The 20490-nt window shown below is 59.0% G+C and carries 25 protein-coding genes; 14 read left to right on the top strand and 11 right to left on the bottom strand.

Going from position 1 to position 20490, the window contains the following annotated elements:
* Positions 1–137: 137 nt before the first annotated feature.
* The 3 genes from ELX51_RS09470 (at position 138) to ELX51_RS20140 (ending at position 1915) form a co-directional block, all read left to right on the top strand.
* A complete protein-coding gene (locus ELX51_RS09470; protein ID WP_127753281.1) occupies positions 138–1022 on the top strand; it encodes an aminoglycoside phosphotransferase family protein in 885 nt (294 codons plus the stop codon).
* 49 nt (positions 1023–1071) lie between these two features.
* Entirely contained in the window at positions 1072–1452 is a 381-nt protein-coding gene (locus ELX51_RS20145) for a hypothetical protein (protein ID WP_206524718.1), read from the top strand.
* A gap of 61 nt (positions 1453–1513) precedes the next feature.
* Positions 1514–1915, top strand: a complete 402-nt coding sequence (locus ELX51_RS20140) for an EamA family transporter (protein ID WP_206524717.1) — start codon at positions 1514–1516, stop codon at positions 1913–1915.
* A gap of 677 nt (positions 1916–2592) precedes the next feature.
* On the opposite strand, the gene ELX51_RS09460 is transcribed toward ELX51_RS20140, so the two are convergent.
* Positions 2593–2958: a type ISP restriction/modification enzyme gene (locus ELX51_RS09460; RefSeq protein WP_127753280.1), complete on the bottom strand. Its 366-nt coding sequence runs from the start codon at positions 2956–2958 to the stop codon at positions 2593–2595.
* 220 nt (positions 2959–3178) lie between these two features.
* On the opposite strand from ELX51_RS09460, the gene ELX51_RS09455 reads away from it, so the two are divergent.
* From ELX51_RS09455 to ELX51_RS09425, 7 genes are all read left to right on the top strand, one after another.
* Entirely contained in the window at positions 3179–3544 is a 366-nt protein-coding gene (locus ELX51_RS09455) for a LuxR C-terminal-related transcriptional regulator (RefSeq protein WP_127753279.1), read from the top strand.
* Between the two features lie 192 nt (positions 3545–3736).
* Positions 3737–4825 (top strand): helix-turn-helix transcriptional regulator, encoded by a 1089-nt coding sequence (locus ELX51_RS09450; RefSeq protein ID WP_127753278.1) that lies wholly within the window; start codon positions 3737–3739, stop codon positions 4823–4825.
* 189 nt (positions 4826–5014) lie between these two features.
* Complete coding sequence (locus ELX51_RS09445) at positions 5015–6091, top strand: helix-turn-helix transcriptional regulator (protein ID WP_164854820.1); 1077 nt, start codon at positions 5015–5017, stop codon at positions 6089–6091.
* 835 nt (positions 6092–6926) lie between these two features.
* Entirely contained in the window at positions 6927–7961 is a 1035-nt protein-coding gene (locus ELX51_RS09440; RefSeq protein WP_164854819.1) for a glycoside hydrolase family 43 protein, read from the top strand.
* A gap of 407 nt (positions 7962–8368) precedes the next feature.
* Complete coding sequence (locus ELX51_RS09435; RefSeq protein WP_127753275.1) at positions 8369–9595, top strand: helix-turn-helix transcriptional regulator; 1227 nt, start codon at positions 8369–8371, stop codon at positions 9593–9595.
* A gap of 133 nt (positions 9596–9728) precedes the next feature.
* The gene (locus ELX51_RS09430) at positions 9729–10193 is read left to right on the top strand and encodes a hypothetical protein (protein ID WP_127753274.1); all 465 of its coding nucleotides are present in this window, start codon (positions 9729–9731) and stop codon (positions 10191–10193) included.
* Entirely contained in the window at positions 10190–11653 is a 1464-nt protein-coding gene (locus tag ELX51_RS09425; protein ID WP_164854818.1) for a hypothetical protein, read from the top strand. Before ELX51_RS09430 ends, ELX51_RS09425 begins: the two co-directional genes overlap by 4 nt.
* On the opposite strand, the gene ELX51_RS09420 is transcribed toward ELX51_RS09425, so the two are convergent.
* Positions 11637–11987 (bottom strand): hypothetical protein, encoded by a 351-nt coding sequence (locus ELX51_RS09420; RefSeq protein ID WP_127753272.1) that lies wholly within the window; start codon positions 11985–11987, stop codon positions 11637–11639. The two genes, ELX51_RS09425 and ELX51_RS09420, sit on opposite strands and share 17 nt — an antisense overlap.
* 137 nt (positions 11988–12124) lie before the next feature.
* On the opposite strand from ELX51_RS09420, the gene ELX51_RS09415 reads away from it, so the two are divergent.
* Together ELX51_RS09415 and ELX51_RS09410 are read left to right on the top strand one after the other, a co-directional pair.
* Positions 12125–12373, top strand: a complete 249-nt coding sequence (locus ELX51_RS09415; protein WP_127753271.1) for a hypothetical protein — start codon at positions 12125–12127, stop codon at positions 12371–12373.
* Positions 12374–12737: 364 nt separating this feature from the next.
* Complete coding sequence (locus ELX51_RS09410; protein ID WP_127753270.1) at positions 12738–13496, top strand: BTAD domain-containing putative transcriptional regulator; 759 nt, start codon at positions 12738–12740, stop codon at positions 13494–13496.
* Between the two features lie 73 nt (positions 13497–13569).
* Here ELX51_RS09410 and ELX51_RS09405 read toward each other — a convergent pair whose 3' ends face one another.
* From ELX51_RS09405 to ELX51_RS09390, 4 genes are all read right to left on the bottom strand, one after another.
* Positions 13570–13800, bottom strand: a complete 231-nt coding sequence (locus ELX51_RS09405; protein WP_127753269.1) for a hypothetical protein — start codon at positions 13798–13800, stop codon at positions 13570–13572.
* A gap of 641 nt (positions 13801–14441) precedes the next feature.
* Positions 14442–14807 (bottom strand): cytochrome c, encoded by a 366-nt coding sequence (locus ELX51_RS09400; protein ID WP_127753268.1) that lies wholly within the window; start codon positions 14805–14807, stop codon positions 14442–14444.
* Positions 14804–15205: a host attachment protein gene (locus ELX51_RS09395; RefSeq protein ID WP_127753267.1), complete on the bottom strand. Its 402-nt coding sequence runs from the start codon at positions 15203–15205 to the stop codon at positions 14804–14806. Before ELX51_RS09395 ends, ELX51_RS09400 begins: the two co-directional genes overlap by 4 nt.
* 831 nt (positions 15206–16036) lie before the next feature.
* Positions 16037–16405, bottom strand: coding sequence for a response regulator (locus tag ELX51_RS09390; RefSeq protein WP_127753266.1), 369 nt, complete (start codon positions 16403–16405; stop codon positions 16037–16039).
* Between the two features lie 490 nt (positions 16406–16895).
* Here ELX51_RS09390 and ELX51_RS09385 point away from each other — a divergent pair, with 490 nt between their 5' ends.
* Positions 16896–17696, top strand: a complete 801-nt coding sequence (locus ELX51_RS09385; protein ID WP_127753265.1) for a Crp/Fnr family transcriptional regulator — start codon at positions 16896–16898, stop codon at positions 17694–17696.
* Here ELX51_RS09385 and ELX51_RS09380 read toward each other — a convergent pair.
* The gene (locus ELX51_RS09380) at positions 17617–17856 is read right to left on the bottom strand and encodes a hypothetical protein (protein WP_127753264.1); all 240 of its coding nucleotides are present in this window, start codon (positions 17854–17856) and stop codon (positions 17617–17619) included. The two genes, ELX51_RS09385 and ELX51_RS09380, sit on opposite strands and share 80 nt — an antisense overlap.
* Before the next feature lie 238 nt (positions 17857–18094).
* Between ELX51_RS09380 and ELX51_RS09375 the strand changes: the two genes are divergently transcribed.
* Entirely contained in the window at positions 18095–18400 is a 306-nt protein-coding gene (locus ELX51_RS09375; protein ID WP_127753263.1) for a hypothetical protein, read from the top strand.
* 605 nt (positions 18401–19005) lie between these two features.
* Here ELX51_RS09375 and ELX51_RS09370 read toward each other — a convergent pair.
* The 4 genes from ELX51_RS09370 to ELX51_RS09355 all read right to left on the bottom strand — a co-directional run bounded on the left by ELX51_RS09370 (position 19006) and on the right by ELX51_RS09355 (position 20301).
* Entirely contained in the window at positions 19006–19224 is a 219-nt protein-coding gene (locus ELX51_RS09370) for a hypothetical protein (RefSeq protein ID WP_127753262.1), read from the bottom strand.
* A gap of 141 nt (positions 19225–19365) precedes the next feature.
* Positions 19366–19614 carry a hypothetical protein gene (locus ELX51_RS09365; RefSeq protein WP_127753261.1) on the bottom strand — a complete coding sequence of 83 codons (249 nt, stop codon included), beginning with the start codon at positions 19612–19614 and terminating at the stop codon, positions 19366–19368.
* Between the two features lie 55 nt (positions 19615–19669).
* On the bottom strand, positions 19670–19915 hold the full coding sequence (locus ELX51_RS09360) for a hypothetical protein (protein ID WP_127753260.1): 246 nt from the start codon (positions 19913–19915) through the stop codon (positions 19670–19672).
* 179 nt (positions 19916–20094) lie between these two features.
* Complete coding sequence (locus tag ELX51_RS09355; RefSeq protein WP_127753259.1) at positions 20095–20301, bottom strand: cold-shock protein; 207 nt, start codon at positions 20299–20301, stop codon at positions 20095–20097.
* Between the last annotated feature and the right edge of the window lie 189 nt (positions 20302–20490).

Here is a 20490-nt window from a genome sequence, read left to right as displayed (position 1 = left end):
GCCCGTTACACGATCCTACGGGCCGGTCAGGCGCGCCAGCCTCAGTAGCAATTCGGTGACCCGGTTTTGCAGTTGCGTTAGCTTGTCCTGGCGTGCTCATCGGTAGGGTCCTTGGGGTGAGCGTCAAGAGGGGGCGAATGACACCACATCCCGACGAAATCTCCATTGACGATGCATTTGTGTGTGGCTTGCTCAGAGCACAGGCGCCCCAATGGGCGAACCTGCCGGTTCGCCGCATCGCCTCGTCCGGAACGGACAACGCCATCTTCCGGCTTGGCGACAACCTGGCGATCAGGTTGCCGCGGCGACCTTCTGCGGTGGCCATTCTTTCAAAGGAACTTGACTGGCTTCCGCATCTTCAAGGCTTACCCCTCGAAGTGCCGGTGCTGCAATTTCGCGGCTGGTCAGAACGTGGTTTCGACTTCGGCAACTTCAACTGGATGGAAGGTGAGGTGGCGTCCCCCGATTGTGTGGCTGACTGGCAGGGGGCGGCTACCAGCCTGGCCGATTTCCTCCAGGCACTGCACTTGAAGGACACCAACGGCGCGCCACCGGCTGGCGAGCGTAACAGCAGGCGGGGGATCGTGCTTGGCGAGCTGACCGAGGCTATCCGGCCAGCAATTGACATCGTTGCCGACGAGATAGCGGCTCGTCGCGCCCATGCTCTTTGGGACGAGGCCTGCACCGCAGAGTTACTGGGAAAGGCAGTTTGGCTACACGGTGATCTGAAGGCTGACAACCTGATCGTCCGAGATGGTGTTTTGCGGGGCGTGATCGATTGGGGACTATCCGCCGTGGGCGATCCTGCCGCCGACTATGCGACAGCATGGTTCTGGGTCGACCCTTCGGCTCGTGACGTGTTCCGGAACAGGCTCAATCTTGATGAGAGCGATTGGCTGCGGTCGCAGGGCTGGGCCCTATATGGCGCGGTTATTGCCCTGAGTTACTATCGGGGTGGCAAGAATGAAGCACTCTGCCGTCAATCACGACTGACGCTTTCAAGGCTGGGGTTGCTGGTCTAGGTCCGCGCTCAAGGAGTGACACGCCCGTCGGCCATGTACATATATTCTCATGAGCACGGAAATCGCCCTCGTCGTGATCTTCGCAGCCGCCCTCAACGCCGGCTGGAATGCGCTGATCAAGGTCAGCGGCGACAAGATCGCTTCGATGGCCACGGTCACCCTCATGGGGGCACTCGTCTCTGCACTGGTCGTTCCGTTCGTCGCCCTTCCCGACCCGGCGAGCTGGCCTTTGTTGGGCCTGGCGATCGTACTCCACGCCGCCTATCATTTTGCGCTCCCCTTTGCCTATCAGCATGGGGACTTGGGGAAGGTGTACCCGATCTCGCGCGGCTCGGCTCCGCTTTTGGTCACGCTGGGTGCCGCGGTATTTGCCGGAGAAGCTCTCGCCACACCTGCCCTGTTCGGCGTGCTTTTCTCTCGGCGGGGGTGATGGCCCTTTCCCTCGATCGCAACGATGGCTCGACCCCGGACCGCCGGGCGGTTCCCTGGCCTTGCTCACCGGGCTCTGCATTGCGTCCTACACCCTGGTGGACGGCCTTGGGGCCCGGCAAGTAGGTTCGGTGATGGGCTTCGCGGTCTGGCTTACCATCGGCGATGGATTGCTGACCTTCCCGATTGCCTGGCCCCGGAAATCCAGGGAAATCACGGCAGTCCTGAAACACCAGTGGAAGTCCTCAATGCTGGCGGGCAGCATGCAGGTCGTATCCTATTGGATGATCATATGGGCAATGGCACTGGCGCCCATCGGCGCGGTGTCGGCGCTTCGGGAAACGAGCGTGCTGTTCGCAGCCCTGATTTCGACATTCGTGCTGAAGGAGGGCTACGGTGCCTGGCGTTTCGTTTCCGCCGGCATGATCGCCTGCGGCGTTTGGCTGACCCGCTACAAACTTTGAGCTCGGCCGGTTGTGAGTAATCACTATCAGTAGCGTGCTTTCCGCCTTCGAGCTGGCACCTTGCCGGATCCGGTAGCAAAGGGACACGCTGTTGTCCGCCGGGCTTCAGAGAAAGAGAAGGCATCCACTGTCGTAGGCGACGAGGACGGACTGCTTGTTGGGCCAAGCCACAACAGCCACTTAAAGCCAATGCCTCAGAAGACGAGTTGCCGAAGTGCGCGATGGCGGGAGGGCTGCTCTCCACCCCATTGCCGCTAAGCGGGGTTCGCGTTCCGAAGAGCAGGGTAGGGGCCGTTAGCGGACCGACAGCTTATAAATCGGAAGCATGGACAGCGGTCTCTAACTTCTCAGCACAACTGCCGTGATACAAGCGATCCTGTAAGACCGCGCCGACTGGTCCGGCATTCTGAGTGCATCGGGGGGAACATCACCCTGCCGCGTTGCGCGCGGGCCTTCGAACAGGGAACGTTCGGGACAGCGCGGCGAAGCACTGACAGCTCACGGGCCAATCAGTACATCGTAAACCATTCTTAACTCGATAATCTGGGGCCACGCAAGATTAATGCTGGGTACAAGCCAGCCCGCGAAATCTCAGTGTCCGTACCGGCGAGGAAGATGGCAAGTGATGTAATGCCGCCCGCTGTTGCTTGAGCGCTGGCGTCTGGTTGTTCGCCGATTTATATTGGCGCGCTCTCAGCGCCGGTCGCCTGAGGATCTTCAATCTGAGGCACAGACACCGGATTGGCGGTGGACAGTGCGATAGAAGCGTCGCGGACCGCCATGTAGTTGGAATCCAACACGTCAGTCATCAGGACGATGGCGCTAATCCTCCTCACCATCGCTGTGAATTCACGCGCTTCGTCTTTCACCAATGGCCGGCCCAAGATTGTTTCTTCGCGGTAGGACAGCCATTTTTTGAGGATTTGATAGCCGCCGATGTGGTAATTCCACACGGCCTCAGGTACGCCCCGCCAGAACGTAGCATCGTTCAGATACACGTCCACGGCACGACCGAGAACTTCCGCGCCACGCTCGTCGCTCATGCCAACCGTGGTGTAACCGGTCGACAGCGCTGCGGCTTCCGTGGCTGTCCAGTCACGGATCTTCCATTTGCCGCGATCTGGGAATACCTTTCTCCGGGTGTCGGTCCGACCCGCCGCGTTCGGCCGCCTCGTTGCTAGGGACCGCCAGACCGACCGATTGCTGCAAGCAGCCCTGCCTGGCCCGTTTGATCACGTCCATCCAGAGGTGCGGTCGTTCCCAATGAGGCACCAGCACACGGGGTCAGCACTGGTGATCCATGTCATTCCCCTGCAACGCTCGGCCAGCGACATATTCGATAGCGGCGCGGCAATGGTTGCAGTCACGGGGTATTCAGTGACAGGCAATGTGCCGTCCAACGCGGTCCTGCGAGGGCTATTTGATCTGTCGGCCGCCGAAGCTGGTGTGGCAACCGACTTGTCATCGGGGCTGCCGCTCAACGAAGTCGCATCTCAGCGCCGTGTTTCACTTTCGACCGTGCGCACTCATCTGGCGCAGATCTTTAGAAAGACCGGGACCAATCAGCAGGGGCAACTGATCGCCTTGCTCAAGGGCGTTAGTGGCTATCCAAGCAGTTCAGCAGACTGAGCATTGCAGGTCGAGCAGCCCAGGCACCGCGGTGCCAAAATCTCATCTATATGGATGATGCGCCCCCAGTTCTGTCCGGTCACTCTGCCGCAGCATCTCATCGCTTGAGGTTGGCTACGAACAGGAGAATGGCGAAGAATGGTGGTGCCAGTGACGGCCCTGCGCTTGCTTTGAGGGGTAGGACCCGTGCGCGTGATCGATAAAATCTACGAAGCGGCCTTCGTGCCCGAACTGTGGTCCAAGGTGTTAGGCGAAATTGCCAGTGTCAGCGGTGCCCATTCAGGCGCGCTGTTGCTGATCGATAAAAAGCTGCCACCACTGTTCGCGGCGACGCCCAACATTGTGGATACTGTGGCAGAGTTCGCCTCTAACCCGCTCTGGTACGACAACCGTCCCGCACAACGTCTGCGCAGCCTTAATCATGCCGGCTTCCTTGAGCGTGCCCATTTTTGGCACGATGACGAACGCAATGGCGACAACCCTCACCACACCAACATGATCAAGATTGGCGCTGACTGGCAGGTTGGAAGCGTGGTCGACATGCCGGACGGCGAAATGGCGCTGTTTACCTTCGAGCGCCGCAGCGGCTTGGCTGACTTCAGTGCGGAAGAAATCGCTCTACTTGACAGCTTCCGCCCCCACCTGGCACGGGCGAGCTTCCTGGCGACGCGGCTGAAGCTCGAGCGAGCTCAGACCAATGTCATAGGCATGAACGCTCTAGGCATTCCGGCCAGCGTGGTTACGTCTTCGGGCGTCGTCCTGGCGTCCAATGCGCTGTTTGAGGAGCTTGGCGATGTGTTGCGACCCGCCGCGTTCGGCCGCCTCGTTGCTAAGGACCGCCAGACCGACCGATTGCTGCAAGCAGCCCTGCCTGGCCCGTTTGATCACGTCCATCCAGAGGTGCGGTCGTTCCCAATGAGGCGCCAGCACACGGGGTCAGCACTGGTGATCCATGTCATTCCCCTGCAACGCTCGGCCAGCGACATATTCGATAGCGGCGCGGCAATGGTTGCAGTCACGGGGTATTCAGTGACAGGCAATGTGCCGTCCAACTCGGTCCTGCGAGGGCTATTTGATCTGTCGGCCGCCGAAGCTGGTGTGGCAACCGACTTATCATCGGGGCTGACGCTCAACGAAGTCGCATCTCAGCGCCGTGTTTCACTTTCGACCGTGCGCACTCATCTGGCGCAGATCTTTAGAAAGACCGGGACCAATCAGCAGGGGCAACTGATCGCCTTGCTCAAGGGCGTTAGTGGCTATCCAAGCAGTTCAGCAGACTGAGCATTGCAGGTCGAGCAGCCCAGGCACCGCGGTGCCAAAATCTCATCTATATGGATGATGCGCCCCCAGTTCTGTCCGGTCACTCTGCCGCAGCATCTCATCGCTTGAGGTTGGTTACGCACAGGAGAATGGCGAAGAATGATGGTGCCAGTAGACGGCATGCGCTTGCCTGAGGGGGGACCCGTACGCGTGATCGATAAAATCTACGAGGCGGCCTTCGTGCCCGAACTGTGGTCCGAGGTATTAGGCGAAATTGCCAGTGTCAGCGGTGCCCATTCAGGCGCGCTGTTGCTGATCGATAAAAGCCTGCCACCACTGTTCGCGGCGACGCCCAACATTGTGGATACTGTGGCAGAGTTCGCCTCTAGCCCGCTCTGGTACGACAACCGTCCCGTACAACGTCTGCGCAACCTTAATCATGCCGGCTTCCTTGAGCGTACCCCTTTTTTGTACGATGACGAACGCAATGGCGACCCCCATTTGATCAAGATTGGCGCTGACTGGCAGGTTGGAAGCGTGGTCGACATGCCCGACGGCGAAATGGCGCTGTTTACCTTCGAGCGCCGCAGCGGCTTGGCTGACTTCAGTGCGGAAGAAATCGCTCTACTTGACAGCTTCCGCCCCCACCTGGCACGGGCGAGCTTCCTGGCGACGCGGCTGAAGCTCGAGCGAGCTCAGACCAATGTCATAGGCATGAACGCTCTAGGCATTCCGGCCAGCGTGGTTACGTCTTCGGGCGTCGTCCTGGCGTCCAATGCGCTGTTTGAGGAGCTTGGCGATGTGTTGCGAGCCGCCGCGTTCGGCCGCCTCGTTGCTAAGGACCGCCAGACCGACCGATTGCTGCAAGCAGCCCTGCCTGGCCCGTTTGATCACGTCCATCCAGAGGTGCGGTCGTTCCCAATGAGGCGCCAGCACACGGGGTCAGCACTGGTGATCCATGTCATTCCCCTGCAACGCTCGGCCAGCGACATATTCGATAGCGGCGCGGCAATGGTTGCAGTCACGGGGTATTCAGTGACAGGCAATGTGCCGTCCAACGCGGTCCTGCGAGGGCTATTTGATCTGTCGGCCGCCGAAGCTGGTGTGGCAACCGACTTGTCATCGGGGCTGACGCTCAACGAAGTCGCATCTCAGCGCCGTGTTTCACTTTCGACCGTGCGCACTCATCTGGCGCAGATCTTTAGAAAGACCGGGACCAATCAGCAGGGGCAACTGATCGCCTTGCTCAAGGGCGTTAGTGGCTATCCAAGCAGTTCAGCAGACTGAGCATTGCAGGTCGAGCAGCTCAGGCACCGCGGTGCGCGTGCAGGGAAGCGCGTGCTGGTAGCGTCAACGAGGCGGGGGCTTCAAATGCAACTAGACGTGCTCGTATTTCGAGGTCAGCCAGGCGATCCGCCCACGCTGCTTGTCGTGCCCAGGGGGCAAAGACACATCATCCCTCCACACCTGCAAGGCGCCCCCTGGCAGCAGATCGCCACTGTCCCTGCGCGTGAAGGGATACTCGGTGGCAGCTCTAGAAGGGTGCGGGCCGAAGTTAGGCGTAACGGTTATTCGCTGTGCAGCCTGGCGGGTAGAAAGTGCCTCGCCATCGAGCCTTGAGCAGCTGCGTTAATCCGCGGACCGTCGCGTGTGCCCTGCCATCGTGCAGGTGCAGATTGTCCCCTGTATCCCCTTGAGCCCCGGTGACTCCCTCGCTGGGGCTCTTTTTCGGCACGACCCTAGATGTTGACCAAAGAAAAGCCCGCCGAAGTGGGTCGGGATAGGCTGTGCTGGTGTGGCCTCGGGACCGCACTCCTTTGAGGCGGGCGCTTGCCGTTGCCGAGGGGAAATTGCAGGCGCCCTACTCCCCCCGCTTATGGCCGGCGGCTTTTAGGGCATAGCTGCTCTCTTCGGAACGGCAAGAATGGGGCGCGATGCTGACCGGCGGCTCCCGCCCCATGTCAGACGTTTGCCGCGGATCTGCGATTGGCCGGAAGCAGCCGCAGCCCAAAGGATCCTTCCAGGGTTAAAGGGAATAGGCTGCGGCCAGCGAATAGCTATAATCGTGATCAGCTCAGGTTTGGTCCAAACAACCCTGCTACCCGGGCGGTTGGAGCTTATAATGACACTCAAGCTATCCCTAACGGCATCGGTCATGGTGTTGGGCCTTACCGCACCCGTATCTTCATATCCCTTGGGCATCAATGGCGCCGACCCCAGCGTCATTCAGACCGAAGACGGTTTCGTCTCGGTCGAGTCGCGCGCTGGCCGCACCTTGCTGGTGCGCAGCGCGCCCAGTCTTGCCGCACTCGCGGAAGCCAAACCAGTGCGCATCTGGAGCGATCGTGAACGCCTCGGTGAAGTCTGGGCTCCCGAAATGGTCTTCCGGGGCGGCCAATACGAAGTGCACTTCGCCGCCGGGATCGGCAGCGACCATCGCATGTTTGTCATCCGATCTAGCGACCCCCTCGCTGGCTACAGCCATGCGGTCGAGATCGCGCTCCCGGAGGATAGATGGTCGATTGACGGCCTGCCGTTCACCTATGAGGGCACCAATTACTACGTCTGGTCGGGCTGGCAAGGTGACACCGATGTGCAGCAAGACATCTTTCTGGCGCCGATGAGTGAACGGGGCCAAGTGCAATCCCCTCGAGCAACGATCTCCTCACCAGATCGAGCTTACGAGAACATTGCCGGCGACACTCCCTCGATCAACGAAGGCCCACAACCCATCATTGATCCGGCGGGTCAGCTGCACATCGTCTATTCGGCCAACGGCTCTTGGGGAGCCGATTACTGTATTTCCGATCTGCGCCTCAAGGCCCACGGCGACCCACTTGACCCCCACAGTTGGGAAGAGCCCGCCGGGTGCCTGTTCGGCGCAAACCCGGAGACCCTCGCCGAAAACGGAACCCTGGCCAGAGAAGCAAAGGGCGTCGGTCACCACACCTTTGTCCTGCCCCATGGCAGCCCTTTGGGGGCCACCAACGCAAGTGCCGCTGTCGCATTCCTCTACCACGGCGTCCCCGCGATGAAGACCCCGGACAACTTCTGGGCCGCCCGCGAATGGTTCGTCGGCACCTTCCGCTGGGTACCCAACGTCTCCTACGGTGCCGACCCCGGTTGGAGCCTCAGCTTCTCCGAACGGTCCCAGTAAGATCGAGGGCGCGCAGCTGGCCCTCGGGAAATTTTTTCTTCGGCCGAAGCGGCCGTGAGAGGAACGATTGAGGCGAGGTCACCAGCGGCAGCAACCGATCCCATCTCGGACGTAAGAAGGGGGCAAGATCAACCGCCAAGAGCGGACGTAAATACTCACCTGACGGTCCGTGGACTGTCATCATGGTTGAGCAGCTTGCGTTCCCGATTGTACCTGCTGGTCTCTGCATGAAAAGGTGGCGGCGAACTTGAATGCCAGGTTCCGAGCCCACTAGCCGTATCGGAGCTGCTACCCAGGTAATCACTTGCCACCGGTGACAAGCAGGCAAATACTGGTTCAGCCGATCCGAGTTCAGGCGCGTTTATCGCTTTTCATAGTTGGAGAATGCCCGACCTGAAGGAAAGCTCATGACTGCCAAATTTGTAGCTGCGGATTCGGCTGAGAGACGTCCGCTGTCGGCCGGAATGGACGGCGCCGGCGATGCGATGTCGCTGTCCAACTCCGATGCCGAAGAACTCTCGGCACTTCTTGATACAGTCTATGATGCCGCCATCGAGCGGGCAACATGGATAGAAGCGCTGCAGCAGGCGTGCCGGTTTCTTCGATGCTCTGCTGGGGCGGTGCTGAGCGCCGATCTGCTCGGAACCTTTGGTCTGAGTGTTCACTGGGGGTATGGTCCTGGGTGCTGGGAAAGCTACAGGGACCGCTATTTCCATCTGGACCCACTAAACAGTTGGGTCTTTCGGTCCAGGATCGGTGGTGTCTTCATTGGTTCCCACTCCGTCTTGTGGCCGGAGGTACTCGCATCGACCTACTACCGAGAGTGGGTGGCGCCGCAGGGCTTTATCGATCTGATTGGTGCTACGTTAGACAAATCCGCCTCTGGAGTTGCGGCTCTGACATGCATTCGCCGGCACGAAGATGGGCTTGCGGACGATAGCTGTGCGTGGCGGATGAGGCTCATCCTTCCACACTTTCGCCGCGCTCTATTGATCAGCAAACTGCTTGATCAGCACGATCTTCGGCCCGACGCCTTTGTGGAAGCCATGGATGCGTTGTCTACCAGCGTGTTCTTCCTCAATGCGGCAGGTGAGCTGGTTCATTCCAACCAGAGTGGTCGCGAGATTCTGGCTGCCGGGCAGCCGCTGGGCCTTATTGGAAAGAGCTTGGCAGCAACTCATCAGCCTTCCCAGATCGAACTGCGGCGTGCGCTCAACGCTGTTCTGAATTCCAAGCTGGAAAGCAGCGTTGAGCGGGTTGCCTTATCTATTTCGGGCGCGAACGGCGAGCCATACGCTACGCACCTGCTTCCTCTCACGTCTGGCGCCCGTCGACAGGTTGGCATGAGTACCGCCGCGGTAGCCGCTGTCTTCGTTCGGGAGACAAGCATCGATGTAGGATCGGCAATATCGGCAGCCACCAAGCTCTATAAATTCACCCCGGCAGAGTGCCGCGTGCTGGCCGAGATTGTTGATCATGGTGGGCTGGAGCATATCGCTACAAGGCTGGGTGTCACCCGCCGCACGGTGCAAACGCATCTGGAACATTTGTTCGAGAAAACGGGCAGCAAGCGACAGGCCGACTTGGTCAAGCTGGTTGCAGGGCACCAAAGCCCCTTGCACCATAGCAACTAAGAATGGGCTCATCGGTCATTCGACCGACGCCAGATCATCGACGATGTGCAAACTCAGCTTGGTTGGTCGCCCATTTGCGACCCGCCCGCCTTCTCTACGCCTCCGCTGAAACCACTCAGGTAAGGACGCTGCCGTGAGAATTTCCGATAAACTTCCAGTCGCCGTCCTTGCTGCAACAGGTGTGATGGCAGCCGTTTACCCCGGCACAGTTCACGCCGGCCCGCTTCCATTGGCTATCCAGGCAGATACGGTCCTCAGTGGCCCTTGCGTCCTGATGAGCCGGTTCAAGCCAGAGGACAAGGTAATCTTTCGCGTCCGCGTCACGGACACCGAAACCGGGGAGCCGATAGTGGATGGTGGCCTTGAGAGGCTGGTTGTCGTCATGCCAGACGGTTCCGAATTTGCGCCGAAGTTCGGCCCGCACCCTCCCAAGCAAGCTGCCGGTTACTACTGGACTTACGCCTGGACCATCCCTGCCGATTATCCCACGGGCAGTCATCCCTACAAGGTCGTAGCGACCAGCCTTGATGGCGAAGTCGTCACATTTACCCCGTTCGAGGCACCACCTTCCCAGCTCACCATTGTTGCAGCGCAATGATGTTCCGCGGTTGGATCACGGCGATCTCCGCCGCAATAATCCTGACGACCGGTTCCATTGCAGCACCTGCGCCGGCAGCGATTGAGCTTGGAGCGGAACGACCGATCGCAGAAGCCTCGCACGGGTTCATCGGGGCGATGTCTTCGGTGCCTACCCATGGACCTGCCGGAACTGTTGTGACGGTCTATGGCGAAGGATTGCCCCCGGGCGAGAACTTTGACCTGGTCTGGAACACAGTAGAGGGATCGTGGATGGTCGAGGAGGGGCTCTACAAGGGACGTGAGTTTACACCCAAAGGCTACCTTATAGCAGCTGTCACGAGCGATGCTGACGGACGCTTCTCGAAAAGCTTTATCACTCCGGATGATTTCGGATTTCTTCATGACATCACGCTGCAGCAGGATCGCCGGCTGATCAACCAGACTGGTTACAGCGTGGATCTCACGATGACGCTTTCTCCGGAAAGTGGACCCCTCGGGACACCCATCAATGTCGAAGTTCATGGTCTGGGTTGGCGTTACCTCGAAAACAGCTGGACCCTCGTCTATGGAAACAGCTTCACAGGCTGGCTATCCTCCGTAACCACTTCGGGAACCGCCAACTTCACCATTCCTGCAACCGGCGCTGTTGGCACACAAGTGCTTCGGCTGGTGCATGCTGGGTTCACCTACCCCTATCTTAATCCCGAACAAAACCCTTATCCGGACCGGGTGCGCCCGCGTGCTGAGTTCGAGCTCACGCGTGGGAAACCGGTTCTGCCACCTCCTCTGGATCAGCAAACCCTCGCAGCGGTGCGGGGTTTACCTGAGCCCGGCGATTTCACAGTCACGCCGGCCTTTACCGGTGTGGGCCAGCCGGTGAGCGTTCAGGCTACGTCACTGCAGCCCGGGAAAAGCTACCAACTTGAGTGGGGAACCCTGGTCGGAAATCGAGTGGTGCAAAACGGCTGGACCACTGAGTTCAAACCCATCGGCACTGCCATAGCGGATGAGAAGGGCAGGGCGTCATTTGCGTTCGACACCCCGGATGATCTTGGTGGTGCACACGAATTGGTACTAGCCACAGGAGCAGATCGGCAGACCGGCCGGCACTGGATCACGCCCACGGCCCTCCCTCTCGATGTTGCAAGCGGGCCCGCTGGAACGACATTCAAGGTGCACATCAAGGGCGGCGGCTGGAGCGAAACGGCCAACATCTATCATGTGACCTACGACAATACGTACCTGGGCTACGTGTGCGCATTCAACAGCAGCGGCGATCTGACCATCTACCTGACAGCGTCAGGCGAGCCCGGACCTCACTACATCGACGTCTATCCCGGCATCTACAAAGGCACCGAAACTCAGCCCAACAACTATCGCGTTCCCCAACTCACTTTTGCTGCTGATCACCCAGGCGAAGATCTGCCAGCCTTTCATTTTGCGTTCACGGTCACGGACAAACTCAACCCCGGCCGATAAGCCCTGCCGTCAGGATCAATGTCTGCAGAGCCACCGCTGAAACACGGCAGCGATCAACAAGGCGGCGGAAACCGGCGGTGCGCTCGAAGGCGCTGTCCGCGCAACCAACGATAATGGCAAGCTGCGAATCGAGAACATCTCGACGCAGCCTTTGGCGATGGAGAGCGGCGCCGGCTCCTCGATCAGCAATGCCGTGATCAAGGGCAATGCAGTCCGCGCCGACTTGGCCACGCAGTACAATGAACTGCGCGATCAACTCGACAAATTCCGATGACGCGGCCTCAAGACCGAGACTGCCACCATGCTCGCCGCACAGATGCAATCGGTTACGCATCGAAGGTCCGCCGAGCGGGAAAGCTTAGTTCCCGGCAAGCGGACGCGCTCTACCCGGCGCTCGCCATACATAAATCAGGCCGGCCAAACTACCTGTGCACTGGCGCATTGCCCTTCTTTGCCAACCCTGGTGCTCCTATGCCGCGATACCACTTCGATCTCGCCAATGGCGGTGCACCTTTCGAGGATACTGAAGGAAGCGAGTTGCCGAACGACCAGGAGGCGGTCAATGAGGCATTGCTGTTTCTGGCCGAAAGTGGGCGCGATTTCCTGCCCGGAATAACGCCTCCGGCCACATTGGCCCTGACGCTCCGGGAGGAGAGCGGCAGGGAGGTTGCCAGGCTGACGCTGTCGGTTTCGATCTCGCGACTGAAGGAAGCCCACTGAGCCGTTGTTGGCATTCCTGCTCGAGCCGGCAAAGACATGCCATGCATATAGTTGCCGACGCCCCTGCGTCGAGTAGCGACTTACCCGCGATCATTGCTGATGAAATCATATCTTTCGGGCGCGTGTGGCTCGGTGGTGGCTCGCCTGCCGATCAAGACTGCATTGCTGCGTTGCCGCATGGAATGGTGACAGCGGTGAATGCATCTGCTTTGTTCGAGCGAGGCAATGAGACCAATGCACGTCGAGTCGGCGGCAGTGCTGTTGGTCGCGAGGACAAGCGTAGTGACGACGGTCAATTGCCGCGCCAACGGCTTCGTTCCACAGACTTTACCCGGACCGCACGCGGGACTTTGAAAGGGGAAGCATGTCGGCGCTATACGACGCGACCGCACCGGTATCGATTTTTGTCTTCGGCGATTACCATGTCCGATCGTCCGGAAAGTTGGCGACCCCACCGCTCAATCTGCTGCGGGTATTGGTTTATGTGTTGCTCGAGGGGCGGGGTAATCCCGTGTCGAGGGGGCGTATCCGTGATCTGATCTGGTCCGACAACGGCTCCGAGCGCGCCAACGCGGACATCCGCCAAAATATGGGGCGCATTCGCAAGTTCCAGCAAGACTACGACTTTGAGTTGCTCTCGGCTGATACCCAAACGGTCTGGCTCAACCCCGGCCAGAACATCTATATCGATCTTGCCGAGTTTCTGGATCTCGCGGCCAGTCCCAGCCCGAAAGGGTGCTTGCGGATGTGCGAGATCTATCATGCCGAACTGCTGGTTTCGCCCGGATCGGCCGGCAGCGGGTTTGAGGAGTGGCTGGCGCTCCAGCGCGCCGCGTTGTTCGGGGACTTCAACAAGGCGTTGTCACAGGCCCTGCAGGACGAGACCGGACTCACCCCGCAGGAACGCCGCTATTGCGCGTCCAGGTTGCTGCGGCTGGACCCCTGTCATGAAGGCGCCCACCGGTCCCTGATGTCTGACGCGGCTGCGAAAGGGCAATTCTCGCTCGTCAAGCAGCTCTACAACGCCTGCAGCAAGCAGCTCCACGACGAACTCGGGGTAGGTCCCGATGACGCAACCGTGCGGCTCTATCAGGAACTGACCGGCCGGAGCCTGAACGACTGAACCTATTCCAACTCGTGGACCGTCTGCGGTGTGGAGAAGGCGAGTTTTCGAAAAACTCGCCATGTGCCCTCGACTAGGTCGCGGCCCTCCTTTGCTTGTCCAGTGCCGAGATCTCGGCTTCAGCCAGCTCCAGCATCTGTTCGCCCATCACCTTCAGAAAAACGATGGCCCGCTCCCGATAAGTCACATGCAGTTGGGGTGACATGTCCCAAGATTGCTGAAGAGTAATTTCTCCAGATGCGAGCTTCAAGCCGTCACTGGCGAAAAGTGCCAAAGCTACCTTGTCGATCATTTTGGTTGCCATGATTGGTCCTCAAACTTGGTTGTTCCGGCCCCAAACGAGTGGAGCGCTCCGGGGGCCATGTAGATGCCACCCATCCTCACTCCGGGACGGGCAGTCTGCTCAAACAATCCTTTGGGGGCCATATTGGACGCCGCTCACCCCACACATGGATAAAACCCCGAACACGGCTTGCCGGACGTTCGTTACAGAAGGCGCGGCGCTTGAAAGCTGCCAATGGACGTGTTCGTTCAGTAGTTGGTCGTATCAACATTCGCAGAGTGGGATACGGCCCGGACGATGTGACGACGTAGGCTATTCGCGCCACGGTCCGGCAGCAATCAGGCTATTGCCGTTACACGACCTGGCAATGTTCGCACTGGTTACCGCTTTCCCGCTTGTATTCGCCATATTCCGCCTATGACGAAGCAGACGACATTGACCCGGCCGCAGCATTCAAGACGGTGGCATACACCGCGCTCGAACCGATCAGCGTGTCAGTCCTTTCAACCGGAACATACTTCTGTGAGGACACTGAAGGTGTGCTGCGCTGAGCCATCATCAAAACAGAGGATTATTGCACACCTTAGCCTAGTCAGCGCGGGAGCGGGATCGGGCTGTCACGGCATCGTCCTGCGCACGCACGTTCTGGACTGTATCCAACCTCAACGCCTGATTGCGCCAGGCGGTGTTCCTGGTTTCAAAGACTTCAAGTACGCAACAATTGCCGCTGCTTGAGCAGGATCGAACTCGAACTGTGGCATCTCGGGGTGCGCAGTTACGATGCCCTCCACCAGCGCTTCGCTGAGAAGCTCAACGTCATAGCGCAGATGCAGGTCCCGGAATCGTGGGGCGGTGGCAAAGGGGCTTTCGCCGGCGGTCTCGGTGGCATGACAATCCATGCAGTACATCGTTGCCAGCGCATGACCCTCCTCGACTGGGTCATATTCCTGGGCAGCTATGGCGCTGGCCGCGCAACCGAGAATGATCAGGGCTGCTAGGCCCGGCCTCAAGCGTGTGGGGATATTCATGCCGCTTGAATCGCAGTTTCGACGTCGCCCATCGAGTGGCCCGTCAGATCTTTGGAGATCTCGCCAAGAAGCTTGGCACTAAGCGCCTTGTGGTAGTGCTTGCGCATCTCTCCCAGTGCCCGCGGCGCTGCGATGACAACGAGGCCGTCAATCTGGCCGCCGAGCACGGCTTTGTTGAGCAGCGCTACGATGCCGGCCGAAAAGCCGTCTTCGCTGGCTTGGCTTTGATCCGGATTGCCAGAGCTGTTCTGGCGCGAGCCGCTCCCTTGTGCATCGTCGTCCACCTGCGAGTGCTCGGAGCGGGTGAGCTTCAGTTCGGCCTCATCCCCCGAGTTGCGGAACAGGTTCAGCTTCTCCCCGTCTGCAACAGCAATCGTCGTACCCTTGGGTAGTATCATTGGAATTCTCCGAAATGGCAGGGAAGGGAAAGATCGGGCCCGAGGCACACCAGAGTACTGCCTTGGGTCGCACCCTCGCCAATAAGCGCTCGAAGCACGGCGCCATTAAGGTGGGGGGCTTCCATACATCAAGAAACGCCCCCTTATGTGGAAACCAATGCGCCTGGTTGGTTGGTAGGGTAAGTGCCCCCGCGACCAAGTCATACCTGGACGTGATGCGGATAGGTGGGCTCAACAACCAAATCGGCTTGAGGTAACGGAACTCTTGAAGTTGCAGCTCTACCCCATTGAAATGCAAGCAAACAGCAGTTTGGTTTCCCGTGCCCGGCCCTGAACTATTCAACCATCCATTGCGGCGGAATGTAGCCTCCACTCTGACACTCACGGATTACTTCCCTGATCTCAGCCAGGTGTACCCGGACAAGCGGTGAGATCGACAGGAGCGCCTCGTCCGAAGCGTCGGCTACTTTGCCTATCGTTAGGAACCCGCTGCTTTGGAGCATTGATGCCGACCAAACAGACATCTCCGTCGCATCGACGGGGATGTCTCGCCAGTTCCCCGCATAAAGTGCGTCGTTGTACATGGGCAGCATCCTTCATCCTGCCTATACTATAGGTGACTGGATTACCGCAGGCGACCTGCTGAATTAAGAAAACACCCCGCGGACGTTAGGCTATCCCGTATATGTCCTGCGCCTGCACACCGGTTCCAAGACGGCGGATCGGTGCTGATCCTCGACTCCCATAACCCTCAATGCTGGACGGCATTCTCTCGATTATCGCAGGTGGCCGAGTAACCGCCGACATCGCGGCAGGTCCCTAGTCACATGGCTAGGAACATCGCGAATTGCCACGCGCGCGATTGCGTCTAGCTAGAACCATTTCACGAAGCGTTTTAGCGATCGCTGCAGGGTCGTAAGGCTTGATGAAGAATCGGCCGTCGGGCACGCCAGGCGGCATCGACCGCAATTGCCCCGACACGACGACGATCTCAACCGACGGATACCGGGTGCGAACCTCGCTAGCCAAGCGCAGTCCGTTCAACCCCGCGCCCAGGTCTACATCCGTCAGCAGGCAGTCGACACCTAATTGCACGTCCAAGGCCTTCAGAGCCTCTTCTGCATTCGGCACCTCATGAATCTTGAACCCGTCGTCCTGCAGAGCGTCCACTATATTCATGCGGGTAATCGGGCCATTCATTTAGGAAATCCTTGCACCTCAATGGTGCTTCAAGGCTGAACGTCCCGGCCTTGCCGATCGATCCAATTTGATTTGAGGCCTCCTCCTGCGGCTGAGTACTTATGCAGCGATAAATCCTTGTGGCGGGCTGCTAGGCATAATCCTGATGCTGAAGCATTCAGGTCAGATAATTGTCGACCAGCCTCTTTGCTCGGATCAGCAGGTAGCTAACACTCTCAAACAGTTCGGTTGGGGCCCGAGGATCGGCCGGTTTTATGCCGATACCGATATGCGCACCTTCTTCAGATCGTGAGCGAGAGCGGAATGCCTGTTCTTGGCGAAATGTTATCGATCCGGAAACCAACCCAGCGCGTGATGCGCTTCCGTCTGCCATCGTACCAAGTTCGGCCAGGTGGCAAAGCATGCTATTGCTGGCTCATCGTTCGCCGGGTTTCCGGGCGCGGACGGCTGGGAGACTCAATTGCTCTTGCCCCTGAATGGGAGGAGAGCTATGTCCCGCCTCAACCAATCCAACACGTCCAATCACCTCCTCGCGCTTTTAGCTGCCGACGATTTTGCACGGCTCAGTCCGCACCTGGAGCCTGTCGATCTGCCCGTGCGGTTCGGCATTGCGCAGGCCGACCAAGCCATAGACTTCGTTTATTTCCCGTCTTCCGGGATCGGCTCGGTGGTCGTGTCATCAGAAGGGCATCAAGCCGAGATCGGGCTTTTTGGCCGGGACGGCTTTAGCCCGTTGGAAGCGGTGCTCGGCTCTGACCACAAAAATCACGAGGTGTTCATGCAGAACCCGGGTGCCGGGCACAGAATAAAGCAGCAGGACTTGCTGGCGGCGATTGCCGAGCGCCCGGCCATTCAGCTGCCGCTGCTACGCTACGTTCAAGCGTTGCGTGTGCAGACCGCATTTACGGCTCTCTCCAACGCCGTCCATCAAATTGATGAGCGGCTCGCTCGGTGGCTGTTGATGTGCCACGACCGTTCCGACAGCTACGAGATGGCGCTCACTCACGACATCATGGCCACGACGCTGGCCGTCCGCCGGCCCAGCGTCACTACCGCGCTGCATGTGCTCGAAGGCAATGGCTTCATTTGTGCCGAACGCGGCTACGTCACGATACGCCGCCGTGAGGCCATGGAGGAGTTCGCGTCGGCTGCCTATGGCTTGCCTGAAAAGGAATATAGGCGGGCAAACGCACTTTGCGTTTGGCGCATCCTCAGTCGAGCGCTTGCATGGCGAAGCTTAGAGAGAGCTGTAACACGGCTTTGTCCTGCTCGTTCCTTACCCACATGGTGATGTTCTTTTGCGGGGCGCCGCCCGGGATATAGTCCTTGGCCAGCTCTGCCAAAGTCAACGAGGCTTCGTTGCGGGCCGCCTGATCGTCGGTAAGTTCAGAGCCGAGGTCGTCCCTGATCCGGGTTTCACCGTTGGCGATATCGAAAAAATACATCGGCATGGCGCGCTCTCCTTCCTAGGCGGGAGCGCATGTGTCTCTCGGCCGCCGACGCGCGGTTCAACAGGTCGGCGATGCCCGCATAATGCCTAAGCCCACTGCTGAGTTCGAGCACTAACTGGTTTGTAGTGTTGCGCCGCCATCTAACCGGGCTCACACGCCTTGAATTGATCCAGGTTACGCGCTCATGCGCCGACTTTTTTGGTCCCGAGCGATCGCGGCCACACGAAAGAGAAACCGAATGAACCAAGACATATCTGCCGAGCGTATGGAGCTGTTGCGCTTGCGGGCCCGCATCGCCGTGCTGGAGCGGGCCTCGATGGCGGCCCTCGAGTTAGCGTTGAGACTTCGCCCGGAGGAGCTGGCCCAGGTCGTTGAAGTGGGGCGCAAGGAAATGGCCCTGGGCTACCAGGAGGAGCTGTTCACGGCGGGCTTGCACAGCGATGCCGAGCGTCAGTTCGTCGCCTCAGAGGCCGAGCGCCTGATCCGGTCCCTGCAGGCTCAGCTGGGGTTTCCAGGCGGGGTTAGCTCGCCTGAGGTGGGGTGAAGGGCCACTCAACTGAAAGGCGGTGAGCGCAGTTTGACCATACTGCGCCTGCGCCGAAGATCTATCAGGTGGGCTGATCCAGATAGAGGTCAACCAGAGCTCTTGCGCGCGCATGACAGACCTCTTTGCCCTCTATCTCGCTGGCCCACACACTTGTCGGAAAGGGGTTTAAGCTCGACTGCTCGATGATGTGGGCTGTGAAGCCGGCATCCTTGGTAAGCACGACAGCGTGGCCGCGGTAGGTCGAATGCAAGGAGCACCTCTATCTGGCTTTGATGCAGCTAGCCAAAGCTGTGTTCGGAATGCCGGCAGATGGAAAATCATGCGCCATCCTGAACCACATAGCGAGCACTCTCGCTTGCTGATGACAGCAGGCAACCTTGGTGGTCAGCCTGACAGACATTGAAAACTGTGCCCGGCTCGTCGCTTCGGTGTGCTGTCCATCACCGCAGCAGGCCGCGCCATTGGCGAGATCACTGCTGAGTCCAAGTAGTGCCTTGGGGCCTACACGTTCAACTCAGCGGCAGCCGCATTGGCCTCATCCATAGAGGCATCCAGCGTCGCCTTGAGGATGCGCAGCTCAGCCTTGAGCCGAGGGGACAGGTTCAGCCCTGCCAATCAATCAATTTTTGCTGCCACTCAGCAACTTCAACGATGAGCTTACGCGAGCGGTCCAGTGTTTCGGGGTTGGAGTGCACGGCAGCGCGCTCTGCATTTTCCGCTAGCTCGACTAGTTCTACTGTGCTGATCACCCAGGTGGGCAACGCTTCACGCAGTTTTTCCAGCTTCGAGACGACGTCTTGATCCGCGGGATAGTTTTGCAATTCGGAATCCTCCTGAAGGTGACACTGGTGACCGCATGTTCCTTGGAAGCGTATCCCTTCGCCTCGACCAACTTGGGCCCGAGTGTTCTCGGTTTGCCAAGATCATGCGGTCGCCAATTCCACCGTTTTGGGTATTCTTGTTCAGGCCTTACCTTCCCTATCTAGTGCGATGGCTTCCTCCAGGTCACTTGCCCTCACCGGAAATGCCTCGATACGTCCAGGATAGACCAGCATCACGCGTGTGCTCGAGCGACGTGCGTCCCACATGACGTCGAGCTGTTCCTCGTCCGTGATGACTTCGAATGTTCCGGGAGCATGAGGCTCTGTCATGCCGGGGAGCGTAAAGGGGAAGCGGAAGGTGATCGTTCGGCTGGTGGTCTGATCTGACATAAAATGTTCCTGACCTATTCACGAAGACCTAAGCGGCAGGTCCACCGGAGCGACCTCAAGCGAAGGTTCGCTCGAGAGGATAGGCTTCCGCATCGTATAGTTCCTTGATGGACCCGCCTTCATACCTTTGCTCGTCGACCTCGAGGTAGGACCCGGCTCGTGCAGCTGTCGGCAAATCCTCTATGACGAAACGCACCGCTTCGGCGGCCGTATTGAACCGGCGATACTGGGTTTGATTGTTTTTTGCGTACCGGCGGCTGGCGAACAGCTCTGCCCGGGCGCCATAGTTGAAGTTGCTCATGGTGAAGGTCCTTGTGGACGACATCATGCATGCACGGCATGCCCCCAAAAGGGGCACCGGCAGCAAGACTAGTGGAGATGAGTGTTCGAAGTTCCAGCTGTAAGTCGCGGATTGCTTCGGATGGTGTGCCTCGACCAAAATGGGAGGCAGGAGCCGGGCCTTGGCCCGGCTGAAGTCGCTTAGACGAGGGTCAGATTGGTCGCCGAAATCTTGCCATCACGGCCGGTCTCGAGTTCGTAGGTTACCTTATCGTTCTCGTAGAGACCATTCAGGCCCGAACGCTCGACAGCGGAGATATGAACGAACGCGTCCTTCTCGCCGCCTTCAGGGGAGATGAAGCCAAAGCCCTTAGTGGCATTGAAGAATTTAACGGTGCCGTTAATCATTTGAAAGTCCTGAGATTGTAGCCCGGAGCTAAAGCGAGCGGGCAGATGATCCACAAGCGATGTGCCTGCAGATGTCTAAACGTTCGCAAAATAGGAGGGTAGCCAGGGGCCAGTAAACCGGCAGAACAGGCAGCCAACGGAGGCTGAAAACGTAAATACTTTATTGCACGTAGGAGCGTCCGAGTATAG

Origin of the sequence: Devosia sp. 1566, from assembly GCF_004005995.1 — a bacterium.
Lineage (GTDB): Bacteria > Pseudomonadota > Alphaproteobacteria > Rhizobiales > Devosiaceae > Devosia.
This window is presented reverse-complemented; position numbering and strand designations above follow the sequence as displayed.

Coding starts and splice junctions, on each gene's coding strand:
- ELX51_RS09455 (WP_127753279.1), top strand. CDS start 3,179: ATGAGGCACCAGCACACGGGGTCAGCACTGGTGATCCATGTCATTCCC.
- ELX51_RS09420 (WP_127753272.1), bottom strand. CDS start 11,987: ATGCGTAACCGATTGCATCTGTGCGGCGAGCATGGTGGCAGTCTCGGT.
- ELX51_RS09365 (WP_127753261.1), bottom strand. CDS start 19,614: ATGTCAGATCAGACCACCAGCCGAACGATCACCTTCCGCTTCCCCTTT.
- ELX51_RS09385 (WP_127753265.1), top strand. CDS start 16,896: ATGTCCCGCCTCAACCAATCCAACACGTCCAATCACCTCCTCGCGCTT.
- ELX51_RS09435 (WP_127753275.1), top strand. CDS start 8,369: ATGACTGCCAAATTTGTAGCTGCGGATTCGGCTGAGAGACGTCCGCTG.
- ELX51_RS09470 (WP_127753281.1), top strand. CDS start 138: ATGACACCACATCCCGACGAAATCTCCATTGACGATGCATTTGTGTGT.
- ELX51_RS09415 (WP_127753271.1), top strand. CDS start 12,125: ATGCCGCGATACCACTTCGATCTCGCCAATGGCGGTGCACCTTTCGAG.
- ELX51_RS09405 (WP_127753269.1), bottom strand. CDS start 13,800: ATGGCAACCAAAATGATCGACAAGGTAGCTTTGGCACTTTTCGCCAGT.
- ELX51_RS09410 (WP_127753270.1), top strand. CDS start 12,738: ATGTCGGCGCTATACGACGCGACCGCACCGGTATCGATTTTTGTCTTC.
- ELX51_RS09360 (WP_127753260.1), bottom strand. CDS start 19,915: ATGAGCAACTTCAACTATGGCGCCCGGGCAGAGCTGTTCGCCAGCCGC.
- ELX51_RS09440 (WP_164854819.1), top strand. CDS start 6,927: ATGACACTCAAGCTATCCCTAACGGCATCGGTCATGGTGTTGGGCCTT.
- ELX51_RS09400 (WP_127753268.1), bottom strand. CDS start 14,807: ATGAATATCCCCACACGCTTGAGGCCGGGCCTAGCAGCCCTGATCATT.
- ELX51_RS20145 (WP_206524718.1), top strand. CDS start 1,072: ATGAGCACGGAAATCGCCCTCGTCGTGATCTTCGCAGCCGCCCTCAAC.
- ELX51_RS09425 (WP_164854818.1), top strand. CDS start 10,190: ATGATGTTCCGCGGTTGGATCACGGCGATCTCCGCCGCAATAATCCTG.
- ELX51_RS09355 (WP_127753259.1), bottom strand. CDS start 20,301: ATGATTAACGGCACCGTTAAATTCTTCAATGCCACTAAGGGCTTTGGC.
- ELX51_RS09395 (WP_127753267.1), bottom strand. CDS start 15,205: ATGATACTACCCAAGGGTACGACGATTGCTGTTGCAGACGGGGAGAAG.
- ELX51_RS09460 (WP_127753280.1), bottom strand. CDS start 2,958: ATGAGCGACGAGCGTGGCGCGGAAGTTCTCGGTCGTGCCGTGGACGTG.
- ELX51_RS09390 (WP_127753266.1), bottom strand. CDS start 16,405: ATGAATGGCCCGATTACCCGCATGAATATAGTGGACGCTCTGCAGGAC.
- ELX51_RS09375 (WP_127753263.1), top strand. CDS start 18,095: ATGAACCAAGACATATCTGCCGAGCGTATGGAGCTGTTGCGCTTGCGG.
- ELX51_RS09380 (WP_127753264.1), bottom strand. CDS start 17,856: ATGCCGATGTATTTTTTCGATATCGCCAACGGTGAAACCCGGATCAGG.